The 16,524-nt window shown below is 71.5% G+C and carries 14 protein-coding genes; 10 read left to right on the forward strand and 4 right to left on the reverse strand.

The window, feature by feature from the left end; all coding sequences use genetic code 11:
- Window positions 1-43 precede the first annotated feature (43 nt).
- On the reverse strand, window positions 44-1,048 hold the full coding sequence (locus IEZ05_RS20680) for a multicopper oxidase domain-containing protein (protein ID WP_189231660.1): 1,005 nt from the start codon (window positions 1,046-1,048) through the stop codon (window positions 44-46).
- Window positions 1,049-1,237: 189 nt separating this feature from the next.
- Between IEZ05_RS20680 and IEZ05_RS20685 the strand changes: the two genes are divergently transcribed.
- Both IEZ05_RS20685 and IEZ05_RS20690 read left to right on the forward strand, forming a co-directional pair.
- A complete protein-coding gene (locus IEZ05_RS20685; protein WP_189231751.1) occupies window positions 1,238-3,715 on the forward strand; it encodes a ThuA domain-containing protein in 2,478 nt (825 codons plus the stop codon).
- A 14-nt stretch (window positions 3,716-3,729) separates the two neighbouring features.
- The gene (locus tag IEZ05_RS20690; RefSeq protein ID WP_189231661.1) at window positions 3,730-5,919 is read left to right on the forward strand and encodes an OmpL47-type beta-barrel domain-containing protein; all 2,190 of its coding nucleotides are present in this window, start codon (window positions 3,730-3,732) and stop codon (window positions 5,917-5,919) included.
- Window position 5,920: 1 nt separating this feature from the next.
- Here the strand turns inward: IEZ05_RS20690 and ligD are convergent, their stop codons facing one another.
- The gene (gene ligD / locus IEZ05_RS20695; RefSeq protein ID WP_189231662.1) at window positions 5,921-6,946 is read right to left on the reverse strand and encodes a non-homologous end-joining DNA ligase; all 1,026 of its coding nucleotides are present in this window, start codon (window positions 6,944-6,946) and stop codon (window positions 5,921-5,923) included.
- A 74-nt stretch (window positions 6,947-7,020) separates the two neighbouring features.
- Here ligD and IEZ05_RS20700 point away from each other — a divergent pair, with 74 nt between their 5' ends.
- Complete coding sequence (locus IEZ05_RS20700) at window positions 7,021-8,088, forward strand: ATP-dependent DNA ligase (RefSeq protein WP_189231663.1); 1,068 nt, start codon at window positions 7,021-7,023, stop codon at window positions 8,086-8,088.
- Window positions 8,089-8,099: 11 nt separating this feature from the next.
- Here the strand turns inward: IEZ05_RS20700 and IEZ05_RS20705 are convergent, their stop codons facing one another.
- Window positions 8,100-9,290, reverse strand: a complete 1,191-nt coding sequence (locus IEZ05_RS20705; RefSeq protein WP_189231664.1) for a zinc-dependent alcohol dehydrogenase — start codon at window positions 9,288-9,290, stop codon at window positions 8,100-8,102.
- Between the two features lie 197 nt (window positions 9,291-9,487).
- Here IEZ05_RS20705 and IEZ05_RS20710 point away from each other — a divergent pair, with 197 nt between their 5' ends.
- Entirely contained in the window at window positions 9,488-10,492 is a 1,005-nt protein-coding gene (locus IEZ05_RS20710) for a DUF3048 domain-containing protein (protein ID WP_189231665.1), read from the forward strand.
- On the opposite strand, the gene IEZ05_RS20715 is transcribed toward IEZ05_RS20710, so the two are convergent.
- Window positions 10,493-10,957 (reverse strand): MarR family winged helix-turn-helix transcriptional regulator, encoded by a 465-nt coding sequence (locus tag IEZ05_RS20715; protein ID WP_189231666.1) that lies wholly within the window; start codon window positions 10,955-10,957, stop codon window positions 10,493-10,495. It abuts the gene before it with no gap.
- 224 nt (window positions 10,958-11,181) lie between these two features.
- Between IEZ05_RS20715 and IEZ05_RS20720 the strand changes: the two genes are divergently transcribed.
- From IEZ05_RS20720 to pcaB, 6 genes are read left to right on the forward strand one after another with little or no spacing between them, the layout of a single operon-like run.
- A complete protein-coding gene (locus IEZ05_RS20720; RefSeq protein WP_189231667.1) occupies window positions 11,182-11,937 on the forward strand; it encodes a CoA transferase subunit A in 756 nt (251 codons plus the stop codon).
- On the forward strand, window positions 11,937-12,581 hold the full coding sequence (locus IEZ05_RS20725) for a CoA transferase subunit B (protein ID WP_189231668.1): 645 nt from the start codon (window positions 11,937-11,939) through the stop codon (window positions 12,579-12,581). Before IEZ05_RS20720 ends, IEZ05_RS20725 begins: the two co-directional genes overlap by 1 nt.
- Complete coding sequence (locus IEZ05_RS20730) at window positions 12,578-13,780, forward strand: thiolase family protein (protein WP_189231669.1); 1,203 nt, start codon at window positions 12,578-12,580, stop codon at window positions 13,778-13,780. The genes IEZ05_RS20725 and IEZ05_RS20730 overlap by 4 nt, the downstream gene beginning before the upstream one ends.
- A gap of 33 nt (window positions 13,781-13,813) precedes the next feature.
- Entirely contained in the window at window positions 13,814-14,587 is a 774-nt protein-coding gene (pcaH, locus tag IEZ05_RS20735) for a protocatechuate 3,4-dioxygenase subunit beta (protein ID WP_189231670.1), read from the forward strand.
- A gap of 5 nt (window positions 14,588-14,592) precedes the next feature.
- A complete protein-coding gene (pcaG, locus tag IEZ05_RS20740; RefSeq protein ID WP_189231671.1) occupies window positions 14,593-15,198 on the forward strand; it encodes a protocatechuate 3,4-dioxygenase subunit alpha in 606 nt (201 codons plus the stop codon).
- Window positions 15,195-16,523: a 3-carboxy-cis,cis-muconate cycloisomerase gene (gene pcaB / locus IEZ05_RS20745; RefSeq protein ID WP_189231672.1), complete on the forward strand. Its 1,329-nt coding sequence runs from the start codon at window positions 15,195-15,197 to the stop codon at window positions 16,521-16,523. The genes pcaG and pcaB overlap by 4 nt, the downstream gene beginning before the upstream one ends.
- The last annotated feature ends 1 nt before the right edge of the window (window position 16,524 follow it).

Consider the following 16,524-nt stretch of genomic DNA (forward strand, 5'->3'; position numbering starts at 1 on the left):
CTGCCGCTCAGGATAGCGGCAGGTCGCCGGGCGGGAGAGGGCGTCAGTGCTCGTGCTCCGGCGCCTCCTCGGCCGTCTGGCCGTGCTCGTGCGGGTCGTACCCGGGGATCGTGCCGTCCGTCTTCTTCACCAGGAACAGCCCCACCATCCCCATGTCGGAGTGGCTCTGTACGTGGCAGTGGTACATCCACGCCCCGGCACCGACCCCCTCCCCCGCGATCACCTGGAAGCCGAAGGAGTCCGCCGGGCCGACGATCTTGTTGTCGACGACCCGGCTGGGGTCCTCCGGCCCGGTGAGCATGCCGGTGCGGTTGTCGGCCCAGCGGTGACCGTGCATGTGGAACGTGTGGTAGTACTCGCCGTGCGTGATCATCACGAACTCGACGCGGTCGCCCACGGTGGCCTCGAAGTCGGGACCCGTGTGCGGGGCACGGTTGTTGATCCGCATGTCGTTGAAGACGATGGTGTGCGTGGCGTCCGGCAGCACGTCGCCCTTGCGGCGCACGACGACCGGGCCGTAGAGGCCGTTGCGGATGCCGCCGGTGCCGTGTTCGGTGCCGACGACGTGGTCGTGGTAGTGCCAGTAGCCCGCGCTGCCCGACCGCCAGGTGCCGTCCTTGCGGCGGCCGGGCAGGTGGGTGCGCCAGGTGTAGGTGCGGGTGCCGCCGGGCTCGACGTCGCTCCGGTTCATCTTCGTGCCGTCGCTGGAGATCTCGTAGTCGAGCCCGTGGACGTGCAGACTCGCCGCCACGTCCATGGTGTTGGTGAACTCGATGTGCAGCGTGTCGCCCTCGTTGAGTTCGATCAGCGGCCCGGGGATCGTGGCCTTGCCCTTCTCCAGGCCGTACCCCATCTGCCCGTCGGGCAGCTTCTCGGCGTACAGCTTGATGCGCTTCACCTCGCCGCCGGCCGGTGCCGTCGCCGCCTGCACCGCCTGCACCGCCTGCGACCGGTCGGCGGCGCCTGCCGCCCCCGAGGCCGCCGACAACGATGTCGCGGCGGCGGCGCCGCCCAGCAGCACCCGGCGGTTGAAGCCGCGTCTGTCCATGCCGAACTCCCCACACTGGTACGGAATTTGCTCAGACGTAGCTGTGATGAGCCGGTGCGACGGTACCGGGCCCCGCTCTGTTTATCCACACTCAGGACAAAGTTCGATCCATCCCGGTGATACCTATTGGCGAATCGCGCAAAGAGGTCTAACTTCCTTGGCGCTGCTGCCGTGACCGAGGAGGTGCCCATGCACTTACGAGGGTTGAGCGCGAGAAGAAAGAGTTGGGCGGCGTTCGCGACCGCCGGATTCGTCGCCGCCGGACTCCTGTCCGGCCCTGCCGCCAGCGCGCGGCCGGCGCCGGATCCGTCTCTGACAACGATGTCGATCACGTCGCCACCGGGCGGCGCCAACGTACGCGTCCTGGTCTTCTACGGATCCGCCGCGGCCGGCGACGAGTCGCCGGTGGTGAACGCCGGGATCGCGGCGATCGAGCGGATCGGGCTGTCCGGCCCCACGAGGGAACGCTTCAAGGTCGAGGCCACGGACGACGCCTCGGTCTTCACGAACGAGAGGAAGCTCGGCCGCTTCAACGCGATCGTGTTCCTGACCGGGGGCGGTGACGTCCTCGATCCGGACCAGGAGGCGGGCCTGGAGGCGTACATGGAGGCCGGCGGCGGTTTCGTCGGCATCCACGACGCGGCCCGCGCCGAGCCGTACTCGGACTGGTTCACCGGTCTGGTCGGCGCGCGGCCTGCCGCGTCCAGCCCGGCGGGTGTCCAGCGGGCCACCGTCGAGGTGGGTGACCGGAACCATCCGGCCACCAAGGACCTGCCGGTGCAGTGGAAGCGGCCCGACCAGTGGTTCAACTGGCAGAAGAACCCGTCCGGCGAGGTGCACACGGTCGCCCGGGTGCGCGAGTCGACGTACCGGCCCGGCGCGAGCGCCAACGGGTGGGACCACCCGGTCAGCTGGTGCCGGGACTACGACGGCGGGCGGTCCTTCTACACCGGTATGGGCGGCACGGTGTCGTCGTACGACGAGACCGACTTCCGCGCCCATCTGCGCGGCGCCCTGCTGTGGACGACCCGGCTGGTGCAGGCCGACTGCAAGGCGACCATCACCGGCAACTACCAGGCCGAGCGGCTGACCCAGCCCAACCAGCCGGGCCAGAACGACCAGATCGGCGAGCCGCACGGACTGGTCACCGCGCCCGACGGCCGGGTGCTCTACATCGGCCGCGGCGGTGCGGATTCGTCCCAGCCCGTGATCACGGACTGGAACAACCCCGACATCGGCAAGGGCAAGGGCCAGATCCACGTCTGGGACCCGAAGACCAAGAAGGTCACGCTCGCCGGTGAGCTGACCGTCTTCGGCAACAAGGGCGGCGGCGACGAGCTCGTCAAGGTCGAGGAGGGCCTGCTCGGCATCGAACTGGACCCGGGGTTCGAGGAGAACGGGTGGGTGTACCTGCACTACACGCCGCACGCCGGGATCAACCGGGACACGCACATGGCCGAGCGGCGCGTCTCCCGCTTCACGCTCGACCGGGCGACGAACAAGCTGGACCTGGGCAGCGAGAAGGTGCTGCTGAAGTGGCCGGTGCAGATCCACAGCTGCTGCCACGCGGGCGGCGGGATGGCCTGGGACTCCAAGGGGAACCTGTACATCGCCACCGGTGACAACAACTCCAGCGGCTTCAGCGGCGGTTACTCGGGCAACAACCCGGAGCCCAACTTCAAGGGCGTGTCCTTCGCGGACGCGCGCCGCACCGCCGGCAACACCAACAACCTCAACGGCAAGATCCTGCGCATCCACCCGGAGCCGGACGGGACGTACACGCTCCCCGAGGGCAACCTGTTCACCGGCAAGGAGACCGCCGAGGGCGGCGGCAAGACGCGCGGCGAGATCTACGTGATGGGCGTGCGCAACCCGGCACGCATCTTTGTCGACAAGTTGACCGACACCCTCTACGCGGGCTGGGTCGGCCCGGACGCGGGCGCCCCGTCGCCGACGTGGGGCCCGGCGAAGTACGACACGTTCGCCGTGATCACCAAGGCGAGCAACCGGGGCTGGCCGTACTGCATGGGCAACAAGCAGCCGTACCGGGACCGGAACCTGCCGGACCCGTCGAAGCCGCTGGGCTGGTACGACTGCGACCACCCGAAGAACGAGTCGCCGAACAACGACGGCCTGGTCAACCTGCCGCCGGTGACCGGCAACAACATCTGGTACTCGCCGCAGGGCGGCGGCCCCGACTTCCCGCGCGACGAGAACGGCATCCCGTCGTACGAACAGGACGAGGCCACCTACCAGCTGCCCTGGCTCAAGGGCGGCGGCCAGGCCGCGATGAACGGCCCGGTCTACCGCTACGACGCGGCGAGCACGAGCGCCACCAAGTGGCCGGCCTACTGGGACGGCAAGTGGTTCGTCGGCGACTTCTACGACGCCGACCAGCCGCGCAACGCGGTGCTGATGGACCCGAAGACGCAGGGCGACGGCGGTCTGCCGGTGCACGCGGAGTCGCTGAAGAAGATCGTGCCGGTCGGCAACGACGGCATCAAGAACCTGATGGGCTGGAAGTTCGGCCCGGACGGCGCGCTGTACGTCCTCGACTACGGCCGCGGCTTCTTCACCTCCGACTCCAAGTCGGCCCTGTGGCGGGTCACCTACAAGGGCGGCGGGCCGACCCCGGCCGCCGGACAGCTGGCGAGGGGGAGCGAGTGATACGGCAACGAAGAATGTGGGCCGCCCTGCTGGCCGGCCTGCTGATGATGCTCGGCCTCCAGGCCACGTCCGCGTCCGGGCAGCCCCGGGCCGAGTCCGGGGCCGAGGCCGCCGAGCAGGTCCTCACCTGGACCGCGGGCGACGACATCACCAAGTACGCGTCCGCGCCCGAGACGGCGGTCGCCGGACCGGCGACGATCGTCTTCGAGAACAGCGCGGCGACCGGCAACACCACCGGCATGCCGCACACGCTGACGTTCGTGACGAGCGACCCCGCGTACAACAGCGACGTCCAGCTGAACATCCTGGCAAACCCGTTCGACGCCCAGGGCGGCAAGCACACCGCCGAGGTCACCCTCACCCCGGGCCGCTACCTCTACCACTGCACGATCCCCGGCCACGGCCAGATGCAGGGCGTGCTCGTGGTGACCGAGGGCGGCGGCACCGACACGACGGCGCCGGAAACCTCGGCGGACGTCAAGGGCACGCAGAACGCCGAAGGCCAGTACGTCGGTTCGGCGAGCGTGACGATCGCGGCGACCGACGCCGGCTCCGGTGTCGACCGCGTCGAGTACGCGATCGGGGCCGACGGCGCCTGGCAGCCGTACACCACGCCGGTCGTCGTCGACCAGGTCGGCGACCACACGGTGCGCTACCGGGCGTTCGACAAGGCGGGCAACGCGGCCGCCGAGAAGAGCGTCACGTTCTCCGTGGCCGCCCCGCCGACCGACGACAGGACGCCGCCGGAGACCTCGGCGACGGTCGACGGCGAGAAGAACGCGGACGGCGCGTACCTCGACATGGCGACGGTGACCGTCACCGCCTCCGACACCGGCAGCGGTGTCAACACCATCGAGTACGCGATCGGTGCCGACGGCGCCTGGCAGGCGTACACCGCGCCGGTGATGGTGCATCAGGTGGGCACCCACACCGTGCGCTACCGCGCCACCGACAAGGCGGGCAACGTCGCGGCGGCCAAGAGCGTCGAGTTCACGGTCGTCGCCGCTCCCCCGCAGGACACCACCGCACCGGTGACCGGCGCGACCGTGGAGGGCACAAGGAACTCCGACGGCGCGTACGTCGGCAACGCCAAGGTGACCGTCAGCGCCACGGACGAGGGCGGTTCCGGCGTGGCCGGCATCGAGTACTCGCTCGACGCCGGGCCCTACCTGGCGTACAGCGCGCCCGTGGTCGTCGACCGGGCCGGTGCGCACACCGTGGCGTACCGGGCGAGCGACCGGGCGGGCAACACGTCCGAGCCGCTGAGCGTCAGCTTCACCGTGGTGGCGGGCGGGGGCGTGCCGGCGCCGCCGTGCCCGGAGTACGACGAGCGGCTGACGGTCATCGTCGGCACGGTCGACTCGGGGGTGCCGAACCGGGTGACGAACAACCGGTGCCGGATCAACGAGCTGATCGAGGACGAGAAGGAGTGGACGTCCCAGGCGCTCTTCCTCAAGCACGTCGGGGAGGTCCTGGACGCGCTGCTGGACGAGGGCGTCGTCGACAAGCGGGAGGTCAGGGCGATCAACAAGGCCGCCCGGCAGTCCGGGATCGGCAAGCCCGGCCAGACCGAGGGCTACCGCACGATCCTGGACGGCACCCAGGAGTCCTTCGCCAGGTGGGAGCAGGTAGGCGGTGGTTCGTTCGCGCTGAACGCGGACGGGTCGATCACGTCCAGCACCAGCACGCCGGGCATGGGCATGCTGTGGTTCCCCGAGCGCAAGTACGGCGACTTCTCGCTGAAGCTCCAGTGGCGTGACGACGCGCCGGGCACCGGGAACGCCAACGGCGGTGTGTTCGTGCGCTTCCCGTGGGTCCACGACCACCCGGAGGAGTCGCGGCCGGAGTGGGTCGCCATCAAGTACGGGCACGAGGTGCAGGTGCTCGACAGCCCGAGCGGCGACATGTACAAGACCGGGTCCGTCTACGGATTCGACCGGGTCGGGCTCGCCGGGGCCGGCGTCACCGGGAAGGGCACCTGGAACGACTACGAGATCCGGGTGGTCGACCAGCACTACTCGGTCTACCGCAACGGCGTGCTGATCAACGAGTTCGACAACATCGGCGGCCAGGACTTCTACCCGGCGCGCTCGGACGACCCGGGCACGGACGGGCGGCGGTTCGCCTCCGGCTATGTCGGGCTCCAGGTGCACAGCACCACGGACGTGGTCTCGTACCGGGACGTCCGGATCAGGGAGCTGTAGCTCACTCCGCGCCAGGAGCCGGCTTCTTCGCCCGGCTCGGCTGTACCCGTCTGGGTTCTCCCGGCATCTTCGGATACTCGGGCGGGTACGGCAGGTCGCCGAGTCCGTGGTCGTGCTCGTCCTTCGTCGCCAGTTCCAGCAGGGCGTCGAGGGAGTAGGCGTGATCGTCCATGTCCGCGTGCACGTCCCCGAGTTCGGCGAAGCGCGCGGGCATGGTCGTGATGTCGAAGTCCCGCGGGTGCGCGACGCCGACCTCCTCCCAGCGCAGCGGCGCGGAGACCGGGGCGTGCGGGCGGGGGCGCACCGAGTAGGCGGAGGCGATGGTGCGGTCCCGGGCGGTCTGGTTGTAGTCGACGAAGATGCGCTCGCCGCGTTCCTCCTTCCACCACTTGATGGTGACCTGTTCCGGCATCCGCCGCTCCAGTTCCCGCCCGACGGCGATGGCGGCGCGGCGCACCTGGGTGAAGGTCCAGCGCGGCTCGATCGGCACGAAGACGTGGATGCCGCGCCCGCCGGAGGTCTTGGGCCAGCCGCGCAGGCCCCCGAACTCCTCCAGCACCGCCCGCAGCTCGTGGGCGGCGCGGACCGCGTCGTCGTAGTCGGTGCCGGGCTGGGGGTCGAGGTCGATGCGCAGTTCGTCGGGGTGGTCGACGTCGTCGCGGCGCACGGGCCAGGGGTGGAAGGTGAGGGTGCCGTACTGGGCGGCCCACACGACCGCGGCCTGTTCGGTGGGGCACATCTCGTCGGCGCTGCGTCCGCTGGGGAAGGTGATGTGCGCGGTGGGGATCCAGTCCGGCATGCCCTTGGGGGCGCGTTTCTGGTAGAACCACTCGCCCGTGATGCCGTCCGGGTAGCGCTCCAGGGTGGTGGGCCGGTTCCGCAGGGCGCGCAGGATGCCGGGGGCGACCGCCTGGTAGTAGCGGGCGACGTCCAGCTTGGTGTAGCCGGGCTCCGGGAAGAAGACCTTGCCCGGGCTGGACAGCCGCACGGTCCGTCCGTCCGTCTCCAGTTCCACCGCTTCCGCCATGCGAGCCACGGTATGCGCAGCCCGCGCACTTCGCATATCGCGCATTCGGGGCGTGGGGCGCGCAGAATGCGTGCATGGATCTCCCCGTCATGCCGCCCGTGAAGCCGATGCTCGCCAAGTCCGTGGCGAAGATCCCGCCGGGGATGCACTACGAGGCGAAGTGGGACGGCTTCCGGGTGATCGTGTTCCGCGACGGTGCCGAGGTGGAGTTCGGCAGTCGGACGGGCAAGCCGCTGACCAGGTACTTCCCCGAGCTGGCGGAGGCCGTGCGGGAGCGGCTGCCCCAGCGGTGCGTGGTGGACGGGGAGATCGTGATCGCGCGGGAGGGCCATCTGGACTTCGACGCGCTGACCGAGCGCATCCATCCGGCGGACTCCCGTGTGCGGATGCTGGCCGAGCGGACCCCGTCGTCGCTGGTCGCCTTCGACCTGCTGGCGCTGGACGACGAGTCGCTGCTCGACGTGCCGCTCACGGACCGGCGGGCGCTGCTGGTCCGGGCGCTGTCGGGCGTCTCGCCGCCGGTGCATGTGGCGCCGGCGACGGACGACATCGAGGTGGCGCGGCAGTGGTTCGAGCAGTACGAGGGGGCGGGTCTGGACGGTGTCGTCGCCAAGCCGCTCGACCTGCGCTACCGGCAGGACGAGCGGGCCATGTTCAAGATCAAGCACGAGCGGACGGCGGACGTCGTCGTCGCCGGTTACCGCCTCCACAAGAGCGGACCCGTGGTCGGCTCCCTGCTGCTCGGCCTGTACGACGACCGGGGCCGGCTCCAGCACGTGGGGGTGAGCGCCGCCTTCTCGATGAAGCGCCGCGCCGAGCTGGTGGAGGAGCTGGAGCCGCTGCGCATGGACGACGTCCAGGGCCATCCGTGGGCCGCCTGGGCGGAGGAGGCGGCGCACGAGTCGGCACGGCTGCCCGGGGCGCCCAGCCGCTGGTCGGGCAAGAAGGACCTGTCCTGGGTGCCACTGCGGCCCGAGCGGGTCGTCGAGGTGGCGTACGACCACATGGAGAACGGGGCGCGCTTCCGGCACACGGCCCGGTTCCGCCGCTGGCGCCCGGACCGCACACCGGAGAGCTGCACCTACGCCCAGCTGGAGGAGCCGGTCCGCTACGACCTGGCGGAGATCCTCGGCGGCCCGTGAGCGCCTGAGCCCTACGGCTTCATCAGGACCTTCACCGCGCCGTCCTGCTTCTTCTGGAACATCTCGTACGCGCGCGGCGCCTCGGTGAGCGGGACCCGGTGGGTGGCGAAGTCGTCGACGCCGAGCGGGTCCTCGTCGGTGAGGTACGGGACGATCTCGTCGCTCCAGCGGCGTACGTTGGCCTGCCCCATCCGCATCTGGATCTGCTTGTCGAACAGGGTGAGCATCGGCATCGGGTCGGCCATGCCGCCGTAGACGCCGCTCAGCGAGATGGTGCCGCCGCGCCGCACCAGGTCGATGGCGGTGTAGAGGGCCGCGAGCCGGTCGACGCTGAAGCGCTCCGCGAGCGGGCTGCCGATGGCCCGGGGCATGATGGCCGCGGACTGCTGGACCAGCTTGGCGATGGTGCCGCCGTGCGCCTCGGTGCCGACAGCGTCGATCACGGCGTCGGGGCCGCGGCCTCCGGTCTGATCGTGGATCGCGGCGACCAGTTCCTTCTCGTTGTCGAAGGCCCGCAGGTCGTACGTCTCCACGCCCCGGGCGCGGGCCCGCTCCAGCCGCTCCGGCACCAGGTCCACGCCGAACACGCGTCCGGCGCCCTTGACCTGCGCGACCCTGCAGGCCATGTCGCCGATGGGGCCGAGTCCGAGCACGGCGACGCTGCCGCCCTGCGGGACGGCGGCGTACTCGACGGCCTGCCAGGCGGTGGGCAGGACGTCGGAGAGGTAGACGAAGCGGTCGTCGGCCGGCCCCTCCGGCACCTTGATGGGTCCGTACTGGGCCTGCGGCACCCGCAGGTACTCGGCCTGGCCGCCGGGCACCGCGCCGTACAGGCGGGTGTAGCCGAACAGCGGGGCGCCCATGCCCTCGCCGGTGACCTGGGTGGTCTCGCACTGGGTCGGCAGCCCGGTGTCGCACATGTAGCAGTGCCCGCACGCGATCTGGAACGGCACCACGACCCGGTCGCCGGGCTTCAGACCGGTCACCTCGGCTCCGACCTCCTCCACGATGCCCATGGGTTCGTGGCCGAGGATGTCGCCCGGTGTCATGAACGGTGTCAGCACCTCGTACAGGTGCAGGTCGGAGCCGCACAGTCCGCTGGACGTGACGCGGATGACCGCGTCCGTCGGCTCCTGGATCTTCGGGTCGGGCACGTCCTCGACCCGGACGTCCCGCTTGCCCTGCCAGACAACTGCCTTCATCGCCTCGCGCTCCCTCCGTCGCCCGTGCGCGTCGGTCTTGCGTCGCGGCCGGGTACCCCGGGGCGCCCCCACCGAACCGCGGCCGGTTCGGCCGAACAGCGGATTCCGGGTGCCTTATCAGATTCAGTCGGGTATGGCCATAGACGCCTTCAGAAGCGGACAATCATGGATACGAAGTGGGTGGGCGGGTGGTCGGGATGCGACACAAGACGCGCAGGCGGGACCGTGCCGTACGGCGCGGCACAGGGGGCGGCGCCGTACCGGTGCTGCTGGCCGCGGCGGTGACGGCCTCGCTGACGGCGGCCTGTACGGCGCCGCCGGCGAGGGAGGACGACGGCCGGGCCCCGCACCTGGAGCGGTCGCACGGCACGCACGGCACGCACAACGCGGGCCCGGTACTGGCCGTCAAGGTCGACAACACGTCCGCGGCCCGGCCGCAGCGGGGTCTGGACGCCGCGGACGTCGTCTACGTGGAACCGGTGGAGGGCGGGCTGAGCCGTCTCATGGCCGTCTACGCCACCAGGCTGCCCGAGTCGGTCGGGCCGGTGCGCAGCGCCCGGGAGTCCGACCTGGAGCTGCTGCGCCAGTTCGACCGGCCGACGCTCGCGTTCTCCGGCGCGCAGAGCAAGCTGCTCCCGCTGATCGACCGGGCGCCCCTGCGCGCCGAGTCGCCCGACCGGGCGCCCGACGCCTACGTCCGCGACGACGACCGCCCCGCACCGTACAACCTCTACCTGCGGCCGGACCGGCTGATGCCGTCACCCCCGGGCGCCGCCGCGCTGACCACGGGCTACCGCCACGGCCAGGCCCCCGAGGGCGGCCGGGACGAGACCTCGCGCACGGTGCGCTATCCGGCGGCGAGCTTCACCTTCACCTGGTCGGCGGGCCGTGGCCGCTGGCTGATCGCCATGGACGGCGATCCCGTCCCCGCGGCCGGCGGCGGGCGGCCGGAACCGGCGACGGTCGTCGTCCAGCACGTGACGGTGCGCGAGTCCGCCTTCCGCGACTTCCTCGGCAACAACTCGCCGTACGTGGAGTCGGTGGGCTCCGGGAAGGCGGAGGTGCTGCGCGACGGGCGCTCCTACGACGTGACGTGGAAGCGCGGGGCGGCCGAGGAGGGCACGGCCTTCACCGCCGGGGACGGCACGCCGGTGAACCTCGCCGAGGGCCCGGTGTGGGTGGTGTTCACGAACACGCCCTGATCAGCCGGGGGTCACCACGGGCTCGGACGGGTTGCGGAGGCCTTCGGCGGCGTCCGCGACCCGTTGGATGAGGTCGAAGAACACGGCCTGTTCCGCGGCGGAGAGCGGGGCGAGGAAGACCTGGTTCATCCGGGCCGTCCGCACACTCAGCCTGCGGTGGACGCGCAGCCCCTCGTCCGTCAGGCGCAGCAGGAAGCGGCGGCCGTCCTGCGGATCGCGGACCTTGTCGAGCAGCCGGCGGCGGCCGAGCCGGCTGATCACCTCGGCGATGGTGGACCGGTCGAGCCCCACTCGCTCCCCCACGGTGCGCTGGTCGAGGCCCGGTTCGGCGACGAGCGCGTTGAGGACCGCGAACTGCGGCGAGGTGGTCTCCTCGGAGACCATCGTGTTCCACAGCAGGTGGTGCGCCTGCTGCAGCCGCCGGGCCAGATGCCCGGGGTGGGTGGTCAGATCGACCGCGGCCATGTGCGCTCCCCTAGCGGCGAGATTCGTCGGTGCACTGACGATACATCGGCGGCCCGGAAATCGTCCGCAACCTCCACACGCGATCTACCTCGCACTTTTCGAGGTCTTGACGCCCCAGCCGTCCGGTGGCACCGTGTGGGCCATCTCGCTGAAATACTCAGTGCCCTGATTAATTTCGCGGGGTTCCAGATCCCGGGGCGCTTGGAAGAGATGGGGCTTCTCGGATGGACAAGGTGGTGGCCACGGCCGGTGAGGCAGTGGCCGACGTGCCGGACGGCGCATCGCTCGCGGTGGGCGGTTTCGGACTCAGCGGTGTGCCGAACGTGCTGATCGAGGCGCTCCACGAGCGCGGGGTCGGTGAGCTGTCGGTCGTCTCCAACAACTGCGGCGCGATGGACTCGGGACTGGCCGTCCTGCTGGCCGCGGGACGGATCGCCCGGGTGACCGGGTCCTACATCGGGGCCAACAAGGAGTTCGCACGCCAGTACCTCGGCGGCGAGCTCGAGGTGGAGATGATCCCGCAGGGCACGCTGGCCGAGCGGCTGCGGGCCGGCGGCGCGGGCATCCCGGCCTTCTACACGCCGGCGGGCGTCGGCACGCAGGTCGCCGAGGGCGGGCTGCCGTGGCGCTACGACGGCTCCGGCGGTGTCGCGCTGGCGTCGCCGCCGAAGGAGGTCCGTGAGTTCGACGGCGGTCAGTACGTGCTGGAGCGCGGCATCCGCACCGACTTCGCCCTGGTCAGGGCGGCGAAGGGCGACCGGCACGGCAATCTGGTGTTCGCGAAGTCGTCGCGGAACTTCAACCCGCTGGCGGCCATGGCGGGCCGGATCACCATCGCCGAGGTCGAGGAGCTGGTGGAGCCCGGCGAGATCGACCCGGACGCGGTGCACCTGCCGGGGATCTTCGTGCAGCGGGTGGTCGCGCTGACGGCGGAGCAGGCGGCAGACAAGAAGATCGAGCGGCGGACGGTGAGTTCCTGATGGCCTGGACGCGTGAACAGATGGCCGCGCGGGCCGCGCGTGAGCTCGAGGACGGCCAGTACGTCAACCTCGGCATAGGCCTGCCGACGCTGATCCCCAACTACCTCCCCGAGGGCGTGGAGGTGACCCTGGAGTCCGAGAACGGCATCCTGGGCACCGGCCCCTACCCGACGGACGACCAGGTCGACCCCGATCTGATCAACGCCGGCAAGGAGACCGTGACGGTCCTGCCGGGCGCCTCCTTCTTCGACTCGGCGCTGTCGTTCGGGATGATCCGCGGCGGGCACATCGACGTCGCCGTGCTCGGGGCGATGCAGGTCTCCGCCACCGGTGACCTGGCCAACTGGGCCATCCCGGGCAAGATGATCACCGGGATCGGCGGGGCCATGGACCTCGTCCACGGCGCGCGCACGGTCATCGTCGTCATGACCCACACCGCGAAGGACGGCTCCCCGAAGATCCTTCAGGAGTGCGCGCTGCCGCTCACCGGCAAGGCGTGTGTGAACCGGATCATCACCGACCTCGGCGTCCTCGACGTCACCGACGACGGCCTGGTCCTGGTGGAGACCGCACCGGGCGTCGACGTCGACGAGGTCGTCGCCAAGACCGACGCCAAGCTCGTCATCGCGGAGGACCTGAAGTGAAGGACGTCTACGTCGTCGACGCGGTGCGCACCCCGTTCGGCAAGTACAACGGCTCCCTGGCCGGTGTACGCCCCGACGACCTGGCCGCGCACGCCGTCCGCGCGCTCCTCACCCGCACCCCCTCCCTGGACCCGTCCCGGATCGAGGACGTGTACTTCGGCAACGCCAACGGCGCCGGCGAGGAGAACCGCAACGTCGCCCGCATGGCCGCCCTGCTGGCCGGCCTGCCGACCTCCGTGCCCGGCGTGACCGTGAACCGGCTGTGCGCCTCCGGTCTGGAGGCGGTGATCCAGGCCGCCCGCGCCATCGCGGCCGGGGACGCCTCGATCGTGCTCGCGGGCGGCGTGGAGTCGATGACCCGGGCCCCGTACGTGCTGCCCAAGTCGGACCGGCCGTTCCCGGCCGGGCACGCCGAGCTGTACTCGACCACCCTGGGCTGGCGCATGGTCAACCCGAGGATGGACCCGCAGTGGACCATCCCGCTCGGCGAGTCGGCGGAGCTGATCGCGGACAAGCACAAGATCGGGCGGGAGCAGCAGGACGAGTTCGCCCTCGCCTCCCACCACAAGGCCGCGCAGGCGCAGGCGGACGGCCTGTTCGATGTCGAGCTGGCGCCGGTGCCGGTGCCGCAGCGCAAGGGCGACCCGGTCGACGTCGCGGCCGACGAGTGCGTACGGCCCGGCGCCTCCCTGGAGGCGATGGCGAAGCTCAAGCCGGCCTTCCGCACGACCGGCGGGACCGTGACCGCCGGGAACGCCTCGCCGCTCAACGACGGCGCCGCGGCGCTGCTCCTCGTCGACGAGGACGGCCTGAAGGCCACCGGCCGCGAGCCGCTGGCCCGGATCTGCGCCACCGGTGTCTTCGCGAACGACCCGCAGTACTTCGGCCTCGCCCCCGTCGAAGCGGTGAACCGCGCCCTGGCCAAGGCCGGCAAGACCTTCGCCGACCTGGACGTCCTCGAACTCAACGAGGCCTTCGCCGCCCAGGTGCTCGGCTGCGTCGCCGAGTGGCCCGAGTTCGACCCGGCGATCCTCAACCCGCAGGGCGGTGCCATCGCCCTCGGTCATCCGCTCGGCGCCTCCGGCGCCCGCCTCGCCGGCACCGTCGCCCACCAGCTCGCCCGCAAGGGCGGCGGCACGGGCGTCGCCACCCTCTGCATCGGCGTCGGCCAGGGCCTCGCCCTCGTCCTCGACCGCTAGGGCCTGTCCGGCCTCAGTCACCCAGGGAACCCCATGACTCTCACTCAGCACGACATCGACGCGGAGATCGCGGCCGAGCACGCCGCCTACGAGAAGCGGGTCGCCGACGGCGCGCCCGTCGAGCACCACCCGCGCCGCGACTACGCCCCGTACCGGTCCTCGGTGCTGCGCCACCCCAAGCAGCCGCCGATCAACATCGACGTCAGCAAGGACCCGGAGCTGGTGGAGCTGTCCTCCCCCGCCTTCGGGGAGCGTGACCTCACCGGCATCGACAACGACCTGACCCGGCAGCACACCGGTGAGCCGGTCGGCGAGCGCATCACCGTCTCCGGCCGCCTCCTCGACCGCAGCGGCAAGCCCGTGCGCGGGCAGCTCGTGGAGATATGGCAGGCCAACTCGGCCGGCCGCTACGCCCACCAGCGCGAGCAGCACGACGCGCCGCTGGACCCGAACTTCACGGGCGTGGGCCGCACCCTCTCCGACGACGACGGCTTCTACCGCTTCACCACCATCCAGCCCGGCCCCTACCCCTGGCGCAACCACGTCAACGCCTGGCGTCCGGCCCACATCCACTTCTCGGTGTTCGGCTCGGCGTTCACCCAGCGGCTCGTGACGCAGATGTACTTCCCGAACGACCCGCTGTTCCCGTACGACCCGATCCTCCAGTCCGTGACGGACGACGCGGCCCGGCAGCGGCTGATCGCGACGTACGACCACAGCCTGTCCGTGCCCGAGTTCTCCCTCGGCTACCACTGGGACATCGTGCTCGACGGCCCGAACGCCACCTGGATCGAAGAAGGACGCTGACCGCCATGACGAAGATCGACACCAGCAGCCCGGAGAACGTGCTGCCCACCCCGTCGCACACGGTCGGCCCGTTCTACGGGTACGCGCTGCCCTTCCGCGGCGGCGAGGACATCGCGCCCCTCGGGCACCCCGACACCGTCACCGTGCACGGGTACGTGTACGACGGCGAGGGCCGGCCGCTGCCCGACGCGCTGCTGGAGGTGTGGGGCCCGGACCCGGACGGCAAGGTGCCCACCACCGACGGCTCGATGCGGCGCGACCCCGCCTCGGGCGGCTTCCTGGGCCGCAACGGCGTGGAGTTCACCGGCTTCGGCCGTATCCAGACCGATGCCGACGGACACTGGTACGCGCGGACCCTGCGCCCGGGGGCACGCGGGCGGAACGCGCCCTACCTCAGCGTGTGCGTGTTCGCCCGCGGTCTGCTCGTGCACCTGTTCACCCGGATCTACCTGCCGGGCGACGACGCCGCGCTGGCCGCCGACCCGCTGCTGTCCCGGGTGGACGCGGAGCGCCGCGGCACGCTGATCGCCGGGGACGAGGGCAACGGCACGTACCGTTTCGACATCCGCCTTCAGGGCGAAGGCGAAACGGTCTTCCTGGAGTTCCAGTGACATCAGCTCCCGACGCCGGCCTGCTCGCCCCCGGGTGGGCGGGCTCGCCGGCCGCCGACGCGACCGACGACCGTGCCTGGCTGCGGGCCCTGCTCGACGCGGAGGCGGCGCTGACCCTGGCCCAGGCCGGGCTGGGGCTCGCGCCGGCCGAGGCGGCAAGGGCGGTGACCGAGGCCGCCGACCCGGCCCGCTTCGACGTGCGTTCCCTGGCCGAGCGTGCCCGCGGCGGCGGCAACCCGGTGATCCCGCTGGTCGCGGATCTGACGAAGGCGGTCGGCGAGGAGTACGGGCCGTATGTGCACCGGGGCGCGACCAGCCAGGACATCATGGACTCCGCGACGATGCTGGTCGCCGCCCGCACCCTCGACCTGCTGCTGCCCGACCTCACCCGCACGGAGCGGGCGCTGGCCCGGCTGGCGGCCGAGCACCGGGACACGGCGATGCCGGGCCGGACGCTGACCCAGCACGCCGTGCCGACGGCCTTCGGGCTGAAGGCGGCCGGATGGCGCACGCTGGTGCTCGACGCGCGGGACCGGATCACGGTCGTACGCGACGCGCTGCCCGCCCAGCTCGGCGGCGCGGCGGGCACCCTGGCGGCGTTCGGGGCGTACGGCGCCGAGGACGCGACCGCGCTGCCCGAGGCGTACGCCCGTGAACTGGACCTCCGGGCACCGCTGTTGCCGTGGCACACGCTGCGCACCCCGATCGCCGACCTCGCCGGCTGCCTCGCCTTCGCCGCCGGCGCCCTCGGGAAGATCGCCGTGGACGTGCTGACGTTGTCCCGCACCGAGATCGGCGAGGTCGCGGAGGGCAGCGGCGGCGGCTCGTCGGCTATGCCCCACAAGGCCAACCCCGTGCGCTCCACGCTGATCGCGGCGGCGGCCCGGCGCGCGCCGCAGCTTGCGGCCACGCTGTACGGCTGCCTGGCCGCCGAGGACGAACGCCCGGCCGGGGCCTGGCACGCCGAGTGGGAGCCGCTGCGGGACCTGCTCCGGCTGACCGGCGGGGCGGCGCGCGACGCCGCCGAGCTGACCGAGGGGCTGCGGGTGCGCCCGGACGTGATGCGTGCGCACCTCGGCCTCACCCACGGGCTGATCGTGTCCGAGCGGCTCTCCGCCGAGCTGGCGCCGGTGCTCGGGCGGGCCCGCGCCAAGGCACTGCTCACCGAACTCGCCCGGCGCACCTACGCCGAGGACCGCAGCCTGGGCGAACTCCTCGCCGAGGTACCGGAGTTGAAGGACGTCGACCTCGACGCCCTGACCGACCCCGCCCGCTTCACCGGCTCCGCCGGAGCCCTGACCGACCGTGCTCTGGAGCGACGTTGAC

Origin of the sequence: Streptomyces flaveolus, from assembly GCF_014648815.1 — a bacterium.
GTDB lineage: Bacteria > Actinomycetota > Actinomycetes > Streptomycetales > Streptomycetaceae > Streptomyces > Streptomyces flaveolus.

Excerpts from the sequence above, each read along its gene's own strand:
- IEZ05_RS20680 (WP_189231660.1), bottom strand. The coding sequence starts at position 1,048 with ATGGACAGACGCGGCTTCAACCGCCGGGTGCTGCTGGGCGGCGCCGCC.
- IEZ05_RS20685 (WP_189231751.1), top strand. The coding sequence starts at position 1,238 with ATGCACTTACGAGGGTTGAGCGCGAGAAGAAAGAGTTGGGCGGCGTTC.
- IEZ05_RS20690 (WP_189231661.1), top strand. The coding sequence starts at position 3,730 with ATGTGGGCCGCCCTGCTGGCCGGCCTGCTGATGATGCTCGGCCTCCAG.
- ligD (WP_189231662.1), bottom strand. The coding sequence starts at position 6,946 with ATGGCGGAAGCGGTGGAACTGGAGACGGACGGACGGACCGTGCGGCTG.
- IEZ05_RS20700 (WP_189231663.1), top strand. The coding sequence starts at position 7,021 with ATGGATCTCCCCGTCATGCCGCCCGTGAAGCCGATGCTCGCCAAGTCC.
- IEZ05_RS20705 (WP_189231664.1), bottom strand. The coding sequence starts at position 9,290 with ATGAAGGCAGTTGTCTGGCAGGGCAAGCGGGACGTCCGGGTCGAGGAC.
- IEZ05_RS20710 (WP_189231665.1), top strand. The coding sequence starts at position 9,488 with ATGCGACACAAGACGCGCAGGCGGGACCGTGCCGTACGGCGCGGCACA.
- IEZ05_RS20715 (WP_189231666.1), bottom strand. The coding sequence starts at position 10,957 with ATGGCCGCGGTCGATCTGACCACCCACCCCGGGCATCTGGCCCGGCGG.
- IEZ05_RS20720 (WP_189231667.1), top strand. The coding sequence starts at position 11,182 with ATGGACAAGGTGGTGGCCACGGCCGGTGAGGCAGTGGCCGACGTGCCG.
- IEZ05_RS20725 (WP_189231668.1), top strand. The coding sequence starts at position 11,937 with ATGGCCTGGACGCGTGAACAGATGGCCGCGCGGGCCGCGCGTGAGCTC.
- pcaH (WP_189231670.1), top strand. The coding sequence starts at position 13,814 with ATGACTCTCACTCAGCACGACATCGACGCGGAGATCGCGGCCGAGCAC.
- pcaG (WP_189231671.1), top strand. The coding sequence starts at position 14,593 with ATGACGAAGATCGACACCAGCAGCCCGGAGAACGTGCTGCCCACCCCG.